We start from the raw sequence: 16,084 nt of genomic DNA, 5'->3' as shown, positions 1-16,084 counted from the left end.
TATTTAAATTTCAATTTAAGAAATATTGAAGCCTGCACCCAGCACTTAAGAAAATTATAATAGTATTTGCTAATTAGTGCTGCAATTTGCCGCCATAACAAAGATCTCCGGCATCGCCAAGACCAGGTAGAATATAACCGCGACTGTCTAACTCTTTATCTATGGTAGCGATCCAAAGTTTAGCATCTTCCGGAAACTCTGCGGTTATATTAGCAATTCCTTCTTCGGCACCAATTACTGCAACCAAATGAATTTCTTTGGGTTTCCCCATTTTTTCTAAAGCCTTCATCACATTTACAAAAGAACCGCCTGTGGCAAGCATAGGATCGGCAAGAATTAGTGTTTTTCCTTCAAGAGAAGGAGAGGCAAGGTATTCTACTACAATTTCAAAATTTTCATCGTTATCTGGATGATGGCGATAAGCAGAAATAAATGAATTTTCAGCATCGTCAAAATAATTCAGTAATCCATTATGTAAAGGAAGTCCGGCACGTAAAATAGAGCAAACCACAATTTCATTTTCTGGTAATTGTACTTCAGCATTGCCCAGGGGAGTATTGATATTTTTAGCCGAAAATTTTAATTTTTTACTCAGTTCGTAACCTAAAATTTCACCCAGGCGCTCAATATTCCTACGGAAACGCATTCGGTCTTTTTGAATTTCAGTATCCCTGAGTTGCGCCACAAATTTACCGGCGATAGAATTTTCTTCTAAGAGATGATGTATCTGCATACTAATGTTTGATTTTTTATCTCGCTTGGTAAAGTAAAGATAAGTAAATGTTTTTCGAATGCCTTTGGGATTAAATTACATTTGAGGTTTAATACTCAAAATATTTTTCAATATGATAATTTGGCTGTATTTTTGATATTAATTGGGTTAAAGAATTCATTCTATGAAGTTTATCTATACATTTTTGTTCTTTTGCTTTTCTATATTAAGTTATGGACAGATAGATCTACCTGCTACCAATAAGACAGGAGGAATTTTAAAAGCTGAGTCTGAAACAAATTCCTCGGGCTTTCCTATACTTCGTGCTGAAGAATCTAATGAAGAAAGTAAATATCTTCGTGAAAAACCTAAAGAAATAGATTTTAGAGAGAAGCCTAATAACTTAAAAACCGCGGGCGATGCTGTAAAAGAAAAATGGACAAAGGATAAAGAAGCTCTGGAAAAGTATAGAGAAGACCAATACTTAGGCGATTTTAAAACTACTGGAAAATTTGTTGAACTTTATTGTCGGGATCATCAATTTGTAGATGGCGACCAGGTAAATGTTTACGTAAATGGTAAATTTGTGGAACGGGTAGTACTTGGTGGTAGTTTTCATCCTATATTAGTTACGCTTGAAAGCGGATTCAATAATATTGAATTTGAAGCAATAAACCAGGGGTCTTCTGGTCCCAATACGGCCCAGTTAAAAGTTTTAGAGGAGAACGGTAATCTTGTAGCTTCCAAAGAATGGAACCTTTTAACAGGAGCCAAAGCCAGTTTAATTGTTGTAAAGGAATAGTTTAAAACAACTTTCACTTATAAAAGTATTCCTTATTTAATTTCTACATTTTAAAATTCATTTAATAACTTTATAAGAAATCCATTCTTATGAAGCGTATATTAATTGCAATAGATTATCATCCAGTTTCAGAGAAAGTAGCTGAAGCTGGTTACAAGCTGGCAAAACAGTTGAATGCTAAAGTTTGTTTACTTCACGTCATGGCAAATTTAAGTTATTACGGGATTGATTATCCTACTTTTATGGGCTATTCCGGTTACGATGAAATGGCGGTAAATCTTGATATCGCCAGGGAAATGAGGGAAGTAGTGGAAGATTTCCTGGAAACTGCCGCGAAAAATCTTGAAGATGAGAACGTAGAAACCCATTTATCTGAAGGCGATGCGGCAACAGCTATCCTGGAATATTCAAAAACCTGGAATGCCGATTTGGTGGTTATGGGTACCCATAGCCATTCTGTTTTTGAAAAACTTTTAATGGGAACTGTCGCTTCAAATGTTTTAGAAAAAACTGAAGTGCCGGTTTTTATGGTGCCGATAAAGAAGGATTAGTTTTCTAGGAAATTTTCGTATTAATTTCAAAATTCTCTGGGTTTAAAAATAATAATCTTGATCCAGAAAATTATTATAATGCATTGTACAAAACCTGTAACTTCCTGTTTTCTCTGATATAAAACCAATTCTCTATATAAAGAGTAAAATTTACTTACAGCTTATAATAATATATGATTCATTGTGACTCAAAAATGTGGTTGCTTTTTTATTCCTCAACTCACATTTTTTTTTCAATTAATAAGTATCCACAATACCAATTATAGAAGTTTATACAATTGGGAATTGTGGATATATAGCTTTAAATCAGATAAGAGAAAATGGCAAAGAAAATTTTATTTCAGATGATTTCGATATTCTTAAGCTATAGATCTTACGAAATAGTAAAAAATTTGAATACTTCAAGAAATTACTTTTATTTCTATTTTGGGGCCAAAAGAAAACAGGTCAAAATATTTTGACGGAACAAAACTTGAGTTAGATAATTTTACAGTCAGAATTCGTGCATCTTTAATCATTGATCACCATTCAAATGCTAGTAATATTAAAAATGATATAGGGACATTTTCAAATTGCTATAATGACGATAGCAATTAATTTTTCTTTAATTTTTATCCAGTTTTACTCCAAAGAAGTCATCGGTTAAAATCGAATGAATTAGAAAAATATCTTTGTTAAATTTCTACGCTTTAAAAGTAGTTGAATAAAAAAGTTCAAGATCCCATTTCTATTAAAAAATTTGAGCAAACTATCTATTTCCGAATAATTTCGTTTAAGACGAATTCCACTTAAATATCAAACTAATTAAAGTTCCTTTATTTTCCTTACTGGTAACTTGAATTTTCCCGCCGTGTAGGGTCATAATCTGTTTGGAAAGACTTAATCCAATGCCGCTGCCTTCTTTTTTTGTAGTGAAGAAAGGAACGAAAATCTGGTCTTTAATTTCCTCAGGAATTCCCGGTCCATTATCGGTGACCGAAATCACTACCTGCCCGTCAAATTTCTTTTCAGCAAAAACCTTCACTTTTGGATTTGGGATATTCTCACAAGCTTCCATGGCGTTCAAGACAAGGTTTATTAATACCTGTTCCAACAAATAAGCATCAGCTTCCACCTCCAAATTGGGGTCTTTTAATTCAAAATCCAATAGAATATTTTTGTCCTTTCCTGGTTTTAAAAGGTTTTCTAAATTTTTGAATAATTCACTTATTTGAATTTGCTCTTTATCAATCTTGGTTACTTTACTCAAACTGCGATAGGTTTTTGCAAATTTCAGCAAACCTTCGCTTCGTTTTTCAATGCTGGATAAGCCTGCATTAAGATCTTCAATATTCAGGCTATTTTCCTTCGGATTTTGCTCATGCATCTCTGCCTGAAACTTCAGTGTACCAGCCAATGAAGAAATTGGGGCGATGGAATTCATAATTTCGTGCGTCATTACACTCAGCAACTTTTTCCAGGCTTCAGATTCAGTTTTATTCAACGTATCTTCAATATTATGAAGCACAATTAATTTAAATGATTTTTCTCCAACATTGAAAAGGGCATTCGATATTAAGACTTTAATGGTCTCTTTTTTAATCGGCATTTCCAGGGTGTTTGCTTTGGAATAAAAATTTTCAAAAAGGAGTTGGTGTAATTCTTTATTTCTACTTTTAACAAAACTGATATTTTTAAAAGAAGGAAAATCTAAAGAAGCCTGAAAAGCTTCATTCGCCCACAAGACTTCGCCATTTTTTGTATTGTAAGCGATAATCCCAATATCAATAAGTTCCAGTATTTTTTGCAAATACAGATATTGCGTTTCTTTTTCTGAATTTATTTCCCGTACCACTTTATTCACGGTATTAAAACCTTGATATAAAGATTGGATATCTGCTAATTTGTTCTTTTCTAGATAATGCCTGGAAAAATCACGGTATTTAATTGATTCAAAAAAATCTTCAATAATATTGAAACGCCGACTCAGGAAACGGAAAAATTCATAAGTAATCAGGATCAATACAACCAATGATGCTGTGGCTAGCATATAATTGGTTTCCAAAGCAGAAAATGCTAAAATCCCAATGACGATAATCAAAAGAAAAATCCGAATAAACACCCCGGTATGATAGGTTTTAAAGGTCATATTTCTCCAGTCTTCTATAAAGTGCGGCACGTGTAATTCCCAGTTCTTTAGCCGATTTGGAAATATTTCCCCTGTTTTTATCGATAACCTTTAAAATGGTATTTTTTTCGACAGTTTCCAGGCGGGTATCTTCAATTTCGCTATTCTCAATTTTACTTTCTATTGCTGAAAAAGAAAGGTCGTTTGCACCAAGCAAAGTGCCTTCAGCCATGATAACCGCACGCTCAATTACAAATTGCAATTCCCGGATGTTACCAGGGAAGTTGTGATTTTTCAATTTACTCAAAAACCCCGCGTCTAATTTAAACGGACCTTTCGCATATTTTTCAGCATAAACTTCCAAAAAATGTTTGGTGAGTAAGGTGATGTCGGTACCGCGCAATCTTAGGGGTGGCACAATAATATCTACCGTATTTATGCGGTAAATTAAATCTTTTCTGAATTTAGCTTCATTAGATAATTCTGAAATATCCAGGTTGGTGGCGCAAATCAGCCGAATATCTATCGGGATCACTTCATTAGATCCAAGCGGACTAATTTGCCGGTTTTGAAGTACAGTTAATAACCTAGCTTGCTGGCTAAGACTTATATTCCCTATTTCATCAAGAAAAAGTGTACCGCCCTGAGCAGCTTCAAATCTACCTTTCCGGTCTTCTCTGGCATCGGTAAAAGCACCCTTTTTATATCCGAACAATTCACTTTCAAATAGGGTGGAAGTAAGCGCGCCCACATCAACTTTTACAAAAGCTTTATTCTTTCTGTTTGAGTTGTCGTGAATGGCTCTAGCCACGAGGTCTTTTCCAGTACCGTTTTCTCCTAGAATTAAAATATTTGCATCAGTCGGCGCTACTTTCTGTATTTTCTGAAAAACCTCACGAATTTCTGCGCTTTCCCCAACTATTTTAGACCCTTCGCTTTTAGTTTTTATCGATTTTCCTTTGCTTTTCCTGTTTTGAAGCATTTCCTGCAAAGATTCGATTACCTTTTTATTCTGCCAGGGTTTAACTATAAAATCTGAAGCGCCTTCTTTTAAAGATCGTATGGCAAGATCAATATCACCGTATGCGGTAATTAGAATAACATCGGTATCGGGAGTAATTTCCTTAATTCGCTTAAGCCAAAAAATACCTTCATTTCCCGTATTTACGAGTCCGTTGAAATTCATATCCAAAATCACCACATCAAAACTGGATGAGGTGAGAAGGGAATTTATATTTCCGGGTTGTTTTTCAACAGTAATTTGAGCAACAAAAGGTTTTAACAAAAGGCGAAGCGCGGTCAGTACGTCCTGATCATCGTCAATAATAAGTATTTTGGCATTCTTAAGTTGCATAGCTACAATATTACAATTTAATCAGAAAGCTTCAGAATTTCAACAAGACAAAAAACCACCACAACAAAATTGTATTATAAGCGAACAGAAGGTGTTCGAAAATGAACACTTTTTATTCATTGAAAAACGCTAAATATATGATTTACAATCGCTTAAAATTATGGCACTGTATTGTCTATAAACTAAGAGGAAACAAATTATTTTATGGATATACCGCTTAAAAAGAAACGCTTTACCACTAAAAAGTTCGCCATTATAGGAGGATCGGTTTTAATCGTTGCACTAATCGTGTTCGTATTAATTTCTTCTACAGGAAATTCCAAATTGAATGTTGAAAAAGAAAGGATAAGCATTAGTGAAGTAAAGAAAGGAAATTTCCAGGAAAATATACCAGTGAACGGAGCTGTACTGCCAATAAAAACCATTTATCTAGATGCCGTTGAAGGTGGTCGTGTAGAAGAAAAATTTGTGGAAGATGGAGCAATGATGAAGGAGGGAGAGCCCATTCTAAGGCTTTCGAATACCGATTTGGAATTAAGCCTGGTCAATCAAGAAACTTCGGTGTATGATTTACTTACCCAAATGCAAATTTCGCAAACCGCTGCCAGGCAAAACACTATTAACCGATTAAACCAATTGACCGATGTTGAAAATAGCTTAAAGGAGGCCGAAAGGGTTTATAAATTAAATACGCGTTTACTTGAAAAAGGAGCTATAGGAAAACAGGAATACCTGGAATCGCAAAATAATTACACCTATCAAAAAGAAAGGATGAAATTAGCAAAAGAGGTTATGGAGCAAGATTCGATTGCTACAAAACAAGAAATTAACCAAAGCAGGGAATCTTACCAGCGTACCCAAAAGGCGCTCGAATTGATGCGTAAAAAAGTAGAGGATTTGGTAGTTAGAGCGCCAATAGATGGCCAGCTTACATCATTAGATGCTGAAATTGGAGAATCTAAAACTAAAGGAGAACGCCTGGGGCAATTGGATGTACTAAGCGGGTATAAAATTAGGGCTGAAATTGACGAGCATTATATTTCAAGAATTGTAACCGGGCAGGAGGGAACATTCACGAGCAACGGTAAAGAAGCCCTACTGGAGATCAAAAAAGTATATACCCAGGTAAATAATGGCAGGTTCCAGGTAGATATGGAATTTAAGGAAGAAGAACCGAACGGACTGCGCCGCGGACAAACGTTTCAAATTAGGCTGGCGCTTAGCCAGGAAAAAGAAGCGATATTAATTCCTAAGGGAGGATTTTTCCAGCAAACTGGTGGGAACTGGGTTTTTAAATTGAGCGAGGATGGAAAAACTGCGTATAAAGCTCCCATTCAATTAGGGAGTCAGAATACCGAATACTATGAAGTCCTTGAAGGGATTGAACCTGGTGATAAGGTAATTACTTCCAGTTATTCTAATTTTGGTGATATTGAAGAATTGATTTTGGAGTAAGAATATTAAAAATAAAATTAAAAGATAAATCTGATCAAAATGATAAAAATTACTAACCTCGAGAAATACTATCAAACCGAAGAGGTTCAAACCATAGCGCTTAATAAACTTTCATTTGAAGTAAAAGAAGGGGAGTTCGCGGCCATAATGGGACCTTCGGGTTGTGGGAAATCTACCCTTTTAAATATCCTTGGTCTTTTAGACGATCCAGATGGCGGCAGTTATTTGTTTAATGGAATAGAAGTGGCCGGTTATAACGAAAGAAAGAGGGCACAACTTAGAAAGCATAATATCGGGTTTGTATTCCAGAGTTTTAATCTGATTGACGAACTAAGCGTTTTTGAAAATGTGGAACTTCCGCTGATTTATACTGGGGTAAAACCAACAGAACGCAAAGAAAGAGTACACCAGGTTTTGGAGAAAATGGGCATTATGCACCGAAGGAAACATTTTCCACAGCAACTATCGGGCGGACAGCAGCAAAGGGTGGCTGTTGCCCGGGCTGTGGTTAACAATCCTAAACTGATCCTGGCAGATGAACCTACCGGAAACCTGGACAGTAGCAACGGGAACGAAGTGATGGATTTGCTAACCGAACTCAACGAAGCGGGAACCACCATCATCATGGTAACACACAGCGAACACGACGCTAAATTCAGCCATCGAATCATCAGGATGCTGGATGGTGAGAAAGTAACAGAGAATGTGTTGGTGTAAAAAGCTCTCTCTAACTCCCCTGAAGCGGGAAAAGAAATGAATGTAGAAGTTCATCAATCAATAAACGGACAATTATGATTCGGAATTATATTAAAATGGGATTAAGAGGTTTAAAAAACCAAACCTTTTTTACTCTTATCAATACCTTAGGGCTTGCCATAGGAATGGCAGGTGGACTATTGATTGCACTTTACATTTATGAGGAACTCAATTATGATAAGATGTTTGCCGATTCTGACCGTATCCATAGAATCGATATGGAAATCAAATTTGGTGGAGCAGAGATTAAATCCGCTGAAACGGCTCCACCTTTGGCTGGCGCGGTAAAACGCGATTTTCCTGAAGTTGAGAATACAACCCGATTTAGAATACTGGGGAGCAATCTTTTTAGAGACGTCAAAAAAACAGACAATATCAAGGAACTCCATACCACTTATGCTGATTCCACATTTTTTGAAATGTTCGGTTTAGACCTCATTCAGGGCAATAAAGAGTCTGCACTACAAAAACCCAACACATTGGTCATGACCAGAACGGCTGCAGAAAATCATTTTGGTAGCGTAGACGTTGTGGGTAAAAAACTCCTCCTAAATAATAAAGAAACTTATTTAGTAACTGGTGTTATGGAAGATTTGCCCTTAAATTCCTTTCTTAAGGATTACTCCATATTCATGGCCATGGCGGGTAACGTGGCTTCCCGCGAAGATATTTGGGGTGGACATAATTACTTCACATTTATAAAGCTATCGTCAGGTACTAACCTGGATAACTTCCAAATTCAACTGGACGGATTATTAGAGAAATATGTTCTTCCCTGGGCTGTCAAAACCTTTCCGGGTATGACTGCGGAATCCTTTGCCGCATCTGGAAACTATATAAGATTCCACACCATACCGCTAACTGATATTCACCTGCATTCTGATAATAAGATCGAGATGTCTCAGAAAGGAAACATACAGAACGTTTACATCCTATCGTTCATAGGTTTCTTCCTGATTTTTCTAGCCAGTGTAAATTTTATGAATCTCTCTACGGCCAACTCTCTCAAAAGAGCTAAAGAGGTTGGGATACGCAAAACGCTTGGCTCCAGTCGAAGACAACTAATTATTCAATTTTTGACAGAGTCTGGCCTAGTGGTTTTTGCATCTATGATACTGGCTGTGATCGTGGCTTACATAACAATGCCATTTTTTAATGACCTGGCTGGTCGTAGTATATCCATTCCCTTTGACGAACCTATATTTTATGCCTGGTTAATTTTGATAACGATCATTCTAGGGTTAATCTCGGGCAGTTACCCGGCATTTGTTATTTCCAAATTTGTTCCCGTAGATACCTTAAAAGGAATAAGAGCGCAAGGCACTAGTAAATGGAACATCCGTAGTTTTTTAGTAGTTTTTCAATTCAGCGTAGCTGTATTCCTAATAGTAGGGACGCTAGTAGTTTTCCAACAGTTACAATTTATACAAAGTAAAGATTTAGGATTTGATAAGGAACAGGTACTAATTATCAATGATACTTACGCTGCCGGGGAGCAAATAGATGCACTGAGACAGGAAATACTTAATTTAAGTTCGGTTCAAAATGCGACCATAAGTAGCTTTATGCCAGTGCCATCTTCACGGTCCAGCACTTCCTTTTTTCAGGAAGGAAAAATGGATCAACAATATGCCATACAAACGCAGATTTGGAAAGTGGATGATCATTACCTCAATACGCTTGACCTTGAGCTTATCAGTGGTCGCAATTTCAATGGACATTCCATTGCAGACTCCACGGCAGTCATTATTAATGAATCCACACTCACAACCCTTGGTTTGAATGCAGAAGAAGCATTAGGGGTTAGAATCACCCAGGAAGTAGAATTGGGTGAACCTTTATATTATAATATAATAGGGGTGGTTAAAGACTTTCACTATGAATCGCTAAGGGAAGAAATAGGTGCGCTGGGGTTATTTATGGATCGATCTACAGGCTCTATGGCTGTCAAGTTGAAGACAGCCGACCTTACTGACGTGATTGCAAGTATAGAAAATATTTGGGCAAAGATGGGGCCTGGTCAGCCTTTCGATTATCGTTTTATGGACGCTGCTTTTGAAACGTCCTATAAGGAAGAACGTCGACTGGGCAGCATTTTTATGGTGTTTACCTGTCTTTCCATTTTTATTGCCTGTTTGGGTCTTTTTGCTCTGGCAACATTCAATGCTCAGAGAAGAACAAAAGAAATTGGCGTGCGAAAGGTTTTAGGTGCCAGTGTGAGTCAGATCACTTTAGGTCTCACTACCGACTTTCTTAAGTTGGTAATTATCTCGACCCTTTTTTCCCTGCCTCTAGGATGGTATTTTATGAGCATATGGCTTCAGGACTTTTCATATCGCATCCAGATCGGCTGGAAAATCCTGGGCTTTTCAGCGCTGCTAGTCATTTTTATTGCTATCGTTACTGTAAGCTTCCAGGCCATTAAAGCCGCAATAGCAAACCCGGTAAAAAGTTTAAGAACAGAATAAATCTTTAAAATGATCAAGAACTATTTTAAAATCGCATGGCGGAATATCTATAGAAATAAAGGCTATAGTGCCCTAAATATTTTTGGATTAGCTATAGGAATAACTTGTGCAAGTCTTATTTTGCTTTGGGTAGAAGATGAGGTAAATTTCGATGAGGGAATTAAAGATAAAAATTTAGTCTTTAATGTTCCTACCAATCAGAAATATGATGGAGCGTGGCGTACTTTTTTTATGGCAACCCCGGGACCCTTAGCTTCAGTTTTAAAAGAGGAAATCCCGGAAATAAAAAAATCTGCCCGACTTCGCGATGAAAACTTTCTTTTTAGCGTAGAGGATAAAGCCATAAAAAGTAAAGGAGCTTATACCGATGAGGATCTCCTCGAAATATTCGATCTTAATTTTATTACGGGCAATCCAAATGAAGCCTTTAAAAATAAAAATGGAATTGTATTAACACAAATGCTTGCAACTATCCTTTTTGGAAGTAGCGAAAAAGTCCTGGGTAAAACAATACAGGTTGATCAAAAAACTAATTATACAATAACTGGAATTATTGAAGATCTCCCTGAAAATACTACTTATTCATTTTCATGGTTAGTTCCTTTTAGAAATTTTACCGATGGTAAAGAATGGACCCAGGATTATGGAAGCAATTTCACGGACACTTTTGTAAAATTAGATCCAACAGCAAATGTCGAAAAGGTAGATAAAAAAGTAAGGGCTGTTCTTCCAGCTAAAACTGGTGACAAAGAAACTGAAGCAATTTTGTTCTCGGCGAAAGACTGGCACCTGCGGGGCTATTTTAAAGACGGTAAAATAGCTGGCGGACGAATTGAGTATGTACGCTTGTTTAGCTTTATTTCACTAATCATTTTAATCATAGCCTGTGTCAACTTCATGAATTTGGCAACCGCCAGGAGTGAAAAACGTGCTGGCGAAGTGGGTATGCGCAAAGCCCTTGGCTCAGGAAGAAAACAGTTAATTTTTCAATTTACTACCGAGGCTATTTTGAACGCAGTACTAGCGGGAATTTTAAGTATCGTAGCGATTATCATATTATTTCCAGAATTTAATTCTCTGGTAGATAAGAATCTAAGTTTAAACCTCATTCTTCCTTCACATATTCTTTCATTGCTATGCATATCACTTGCCTGTGGGATACTGGCGGGTTTGTATCCGGCTTTCTATCTTTCTAGCTTCAAACCAATTGATGTTTTGAAAGGGACTCGCAAAAAAGCGGGAAGTGCTTCCCTAATACGTAAATGTCTGGTTGTGGGACAGTTTGCGATTTCTGTAATTTTAATAGTGAGTACGATCGTAGTTTATGAGCAAGTTCACCATGTGAAAAACCGAAATATAGGTTTACAAAAAGAAAATTTGATAGAAATTCCAGCTGCTGGTGGTGGAATCATCAAAAATTTTGAATCGATTGTACAAGAATTAAAGTCTTCTGGTACGGTTGAAAGCGCTGGTCTTATGAATTCTCAAATTTTATCTGGCGGAAATAATACTTCAAGTGTAAGTTGGCCTGGACGACCTGATGATAAAGATATCCTGATCTCTTTTAGAACTATTACCCCTGAATTTTTAAAAGCTACCGGAATGAAATTAAAAGAAGGAAGGGGGTTTGGTAATTCCCAGGCAGCTGATAGTAATAATGTTTTAATATCTGAAACTTTCGCCAAACTAATGATTACTGAAAACCCAATAGGTAATAAAATACAATGGCAGGAAGAAGAATTTACTATTACTGGAATAGTTGAAGATTATTTATATGATGATATGTATGGAAGTAGCGATCCCGTGATGTTCTATCATCAAGCTGAAGGTGCGGATTATATGTATGTAAAACCAAAACCAGGTATATCAACAACCCAAGTTTTAGAAAACGTGGAAGAAGTTCTTAAAACACAGAATCCTGGTTTTCCTTTCGAGTACAGGTTTGTTGATGATGCTTTTAATGCCAAATTTAAAAGTGAACAGCTAGTAGGAAATTTATCTCAGATTTTTGCTTTAATAGCGATAATTATCTCGTGCATGGGGCTTTTTGGACTTTCTGCTTATATGGCTGAGCAAAGAAGAAAAGAAATAGGTGTACGTAAGGTTTTAGGCTCTAGTGTTCTAAATATCGTCAAATTACTGTCTAAAGATTTTTTAATATTAGTAATTATTGCACTTCTTTTTGCGATACCACTAGCTTGGTTTATTATGCATACCTGGCTACAAGATTATGCTTACAGAATAACTATTTCAGCGTGGATATTTGTATTTGCCGGAGGAAGCGCCATAATAATTGCCTTACTAACCGTAAGCTTCCAGGCCATTAAAGCTGCCATCGTAAACCCGGTAAAAAGTTTAAGAACAGAGTAATTATTATAACCAATAAGTTTCATTCATCAATCGAAAATTATGTTCAGAATACTTTTAAAAACAGCCTGGCGAAATCTTTGGAAAACAAAGTTTTATAATGGGATAAGCTTATTAGGACTTTCCCTGGGGCTAACGGTAGCGATTTTTATAGCCGTATGGATTGATTCAGAATTAAGTTTTAACCAGGTTTCAAATAATTCGGGTAATATTTATCGTGTTTCGAGTATTATTGGAGACGGCGATTCCAAACAGACCTGGGGTGGATCTGTTGGACCGGTGGCCTATTTTGCAAAGAAGGAGGTACCTGAAGTTAAGAATGCTACCAGGGTTAGGGATAATTATTCTTACCGTATTTATTCTACTGAAGATAAAGATTTGGAAGCCGGTTCTTCTGCTTATGTTGATCCTGAGTTTTTTGATATTTTTAATACGGAATTTTTACATGGAGATAAAAGCAAGCCTTTTTCTGGCAATAACTCCATTGTTTTAACCGAAACTGCTGCAAATAAATATTTTGGTTCTACCGATATTTTAGGAGAAACAATTATTGGGGATCATGAGGATCGCTACGCTATAGTCGGGGTACTAAAAGATCTTCCTCAAAACTCAAGTATTGATTTTGATTTTTTCTTTCCGGTGTCAATGCTGGAGAGTGGATACACAGATAATCCCTATTGGGATTCTATAGATAGCGACTGGGGAAACTTTAATTATGTGACTTACCTGGAATTGGCAGAAAATGCTTCCTCCGAAAAAGTCATCGAAAAATTAACCAGGATAAATCAAGATAACGACCCAAATAGAGAATTAACTTCAAGCAAAGCGGCATATTACCTACAGCCTATAAAAAAGATGAATCTTTACGGTTATAATGGAGATCCAACCAATATAAAAACTGTACGGATTTTTGGTTTGGTTCTCATTCTTATCCTTGCTATAGCCTGTATAAACTATGTGAATCTAAACACCGCAAGGGCAATACAACGAGCAAAAGAAGTTAGCTTGAGAAAACTAATTGGTGCAGAACGTAAACATTTGTTTTTACAATTTATAATAGAGTCTTGCATATTTTTTATAATTGCTCTTGCCTTGTCCATAGCACTCATTTTTATCTTAGTGCCTTCTTATAATACAATATCGGGAAAAGAAATTTCATTTAATCTTTTAGATATCGGTTTATGGAAACTCATTTTTACAGTCTTTGTGGCAACCCTTGCAGCTTCTTCCATCTATCCAGCAATTCTTCTTTCTTCCTTTAAACCTTTAGAAGCGATTAAGGGAAATATTGCTCCGGGTATTGGAGCGGTTAATTTCAGGAAGGTCTTAGTATGTATTCAATTTATGTTTTCGGTGATTTTAATAATCTGCACTATAGTAATTGGAAAACAGCTAGATTTCTTAAACACCATGAATCCTGGTTATGACAGGGCGCAGGTACTTAGCTTCGCGATGACCGATGCCATGATTGAACATCGTGAAGCCGTTGAAAATCAAATTAAGAAGCTACCTGGAATTCAAGAAGTATCTTTTTCCAATAATAATCTAATTAATAATGGATGGACTACAGGAGACACCAATTGGGAAGGTAAAAATCCACAAAGCAGTTTTATTGTTGCTCCTTTAGGTGTTGATGAAGACTTTCTTCCTATGCTGAAAATGGAACTTCTAGAGGGACAAAATTTTACAGGAATAGCATCAGATTCCAGCCATTATATTTTAAATGAAACTGCGGTTGAAAAAATGGGATTAAAGAATCCTTTAGGTAAAACTTTTGAACTCTGGGAAACTAAAGGAACCATTATAGGAGTAGTTAAAGACTTTAATTTTGAATCCCTGAAGCAAAAAATAGAACCTGCAGTTCTCTTCTATGATCCAGAGCCTTACGTGATGTATATTAAAACTGCAAACGGCGACGTGACTGAAAGTATTGCCGGTTTAGAAAAAGTATGGAGTAATTATAATGAAGGCTATCCATTTAACTTTTCTTTTCTAGATGAACGTTATGAACAAATGTATCGTGATGATATTAGGACCGGTAAATTGTTCAGGATATTTTCAATTTTAGCCATTTTTGTTTCTTGCCTGGGACTGTTTGGGCTTACCACTTATTCAGCACAATTGAAGAAAAGGGAAATTGGAATACGCAAGGTTTTGGGCGCCTCCATTCTTCAAATATCAAAGCTTTTGTCTAAAGATTTTATGAAGCTGGTTTTTATTTCCAGTATTGCGGCTATACCCTTAGCCTGGTATTTAATGCAATTTTGGTTACAAAACTTTATTTATAGAACTACGATGAATTGGTGGATTTTTGCTGGTTCTGGTGTGTCAATCTTCATCATCGCTTTGATTACTGTTAGTTTACAATCTATAAGGGCTGCTATGGCCAATCCAGTAAAGAATATAAGAACCGAATAATTCCTATTGAGATGATAAAGAACTATTTTAAAATCGCTCTTAGAAATCTTTGGAAGGATAGAACCTTCACGTTTCTAAATATCCTTGGGCTTACTGTAGCTTTTAGTGTAGCTATTCTTTTGAGTATGTATGCTTTGTTTGAGCTTTCTTACGATGATTTTCACGAAAACAAGAATAGTATTTACCAGGTTTATTCTACCGAACAATTGCCCGATGGGCCACAAGCAAGCACTTCCAAGCCTATTCCGTTTGCTGACGCCTTGCGTGAAGAGGTGCCAGGAGTTAAAAAAATTACCCGATTTAATGGAAAAGGTGTGCTGGTAATAAATGAGGATAAGGAATTACGAATGACTGCCGCATATGTAGATCCTGATTTCTTTTCTATTTTCAGCTTCCCCGTGGTAGAAGGGAAGAAAGTCAATCCTATTGGAGAAAAGTCTGGTGTGGCAGTTTCAGAATATGCAGCCAACAGGATATTCGGAAGTTCAGATGTTGTGGGAAAATCAATCACCGTAATTACAGAGGGTGAAGAGCGTCCTTTTACAATATTAGCTATTGTCCGAGATATGCCCAGTAACAGTAGTATCCAATTTGACCTGGCTCTGGATTTCACCAATCAGGCTGACTTTTCCTATGCAGATAATGTAGACCGATGGGATAAAGAAAACCATGAGGTTTATATGCAGCTTAATTCTGGGTTGAGTCCGCAAAAATTTCAACAGACTACTGATGCTTTTACTAATAATCATTATAAAGATGAAATAGCCAGGTTTGAGCGTGACGGGGCACAACCCGATGCTGCAGGAAACTTCAAGGAAATTAGACTATTTCCTTTTAACGATGTCCACTTCGCGAGAGAACGTGATGGAGATATCACTGCGAAAAAAATGTGGCCTTATATGGTACTGGGAATTTCTCTACTCATCATTTTAATTGCCGGGGTGAATTTTGTAAATATGAGCATAGCAAAAAGTACTCAGCGCCTTCGCGAAGTAGGGATGAGAAAAACCCTGGGCGCTGGCAAGTCTCAGCTTTTCTTTCAGTTTTGGGGAGAAAGTATTTTGGTCTTTCTGGCTGCTATTGGACTGGCAGCA

The 16,084-nt window shown here is 36.6% G+C and carries 11 protein-coding genes; 8 read left to right on the top strand and 3 right to left on the bottom strand.

Going from position 1 to position 16,084, the window contains the following annotated elements; all coding sequences use genetic code 11:
- Positions 1–73 precede the first annotated feature (73 nt).
- Positions 74–733, bottom strand: a complete 660-nt coding sequence (gene upp / locus FG27_RS00055) for a uracil phosphoribosyltransferase (RefSeq protein WP_037313951.1) — start codon at positions 731–733, stop codon at positions 74–76.
- 163 nt (positions 734–896) lie between these two features.
- Between upp and FG27_RS00050 the strand changes: the two genes are divergently transcribed.
- Positions 897–1,514: a hypothetical protein gene (locus FG27_RS00050; protein ID WP_037313948.1), complete on the top strand. Its 618-nt coding sequence runs from the start codon at positions 897–899 to the stop codon at positions 1,512–1,514.
- Between the two features lie 89 nt (positions 1,515–1,603).
- Positions 1,604–2,065, top strand: coding sequence for a universal stress protein (locus FG27_RS00045; RefSeq protein ID WP_037313945.1), 462 nt, complete (start codon positions 1,604–1,606; stop codon positions 2,063–2,065).
- Positions 2,066–2,837: 772 nt separating this feature from the next.
- Here the strand turns inward: FG27_RS00045 and FG27_RS00040 are convergent.
- Both FG27_RS00040 and FG27_RS00035 read right to left on the bottom strand, forming a co-directional pair.
- Positions 2,838–4,223, bottom strand: coding sequence for a PAS domain-containing sensor histidine kinase (locus FG27_RS00040; RefSeq protein ID WP_369794075.1), 1,386 nt, complete (start codon positions 4,221–4,223; stop codon positions 2,838–2,840).
- Complete coding sequence (locus tag FG27_RS00035; RefSeq protein ID WP_037313939.1) at positions 4,183–5,526, bottom strand: sigma-54 dependent transcriptional regulator; 1,344 nt, start codon at positions 5,524–5,526, stop codon at positions 4,183–4,185. The genes FG27_RS00040 and FG27_RS00035 overlap by 41 nt, the downstream gene beginning before the upstream one ends.
- 204 nt (positions 5,527–5,730) lie before the next feature.
- Here FG27_RS00035 and FG27_RS00030 point away from each other — a divergent pair, with 204 nt between their 5' ends.
- The 6 genes from FG27_RS00030 to FG27_RS00005 all read left to right on the top strand — a co-directional run.
- Positions 5,731–6,981: an efflux RND transporter periplasmic adaptor subunit gene (locus FG27_RS00030; RefSeq protein WP_037313937.1), complete on the top strand. Its 1,251-nt coding sequence runs from the start codon at positions 5,731–5,733 to the stop codon at positions 6,979–6,981.
- A gap of 39 nt (positions 6,982–7,020) precedes the next feature.
- Entirely contained in the window at positions 7,021–7,698 is a 678-nt protein-coding gene (locus FG27_RS00025; protein WP_037313935.1) for an ABC transporter ATP-binding protein, read from the top strand.
- 74 nt (positions 7,699–7,772) lie between these two features.
- Positions 7,773–10,205 carry an ABC transporter permease gene (locus FG27_RS00020; protein WP_037313933.1) on the top strand — a complete coding sequence of 811 codons (2,433 nt, stop codon included), beginning with the start codon at positions 7,773–7,775 and terminating at the stop codon, positions 10,203–10,205.
- A 9-nt stretch (positions 10,206–10,214) separates the two neighbouring features.
- Entirely contained in the window at positions 10,215–12,575 is a 2,361-nt protein-coding gene (locus FG27_RS00015) for an ABC transporter permease (protein WP_037313932.1), read from the top strand.
- A gap of 39 nt (positions 12,576–12,614) precedes the next feature.
- Positions 12,615–14,990 carry an ABC transporter permease gene (locus FG27_RS00010; protein WP_037313930.1) on the top strand — a complete coding sequence of 792 codons (2,376 nt, stop codon included), beginning with the start codon at positions 12,615–12,617 and terminating at the stop codon, positions 14,988–14,990.
- Positions 14,991–15,001: 11 nt separating this feature from the next.
- Positions 15,002–16,084, top strand: a 1,083-nt coding sequence (locus FG27_RS00005; protein ID WP_037321834.1) for an ABC transporter permease, incomplete at its 3' end; no start/stop codon positions are given.

The sequence above is a fragment of the Salegentibacter sp. Hel_I_6 genome (assembly GCF_000745315.1).
Taxonomy (GTDB): Bacteria; Bacteroidota; Bacteroidia; order Flavobacteriales; family Flavobacteriaceae; genus Salegentibacter.
The sequence above is the reverse complement of the archived record's forward strand: the minus strand, read 5'-3'. Positions and strand labels throughout refer to the sequence as shown.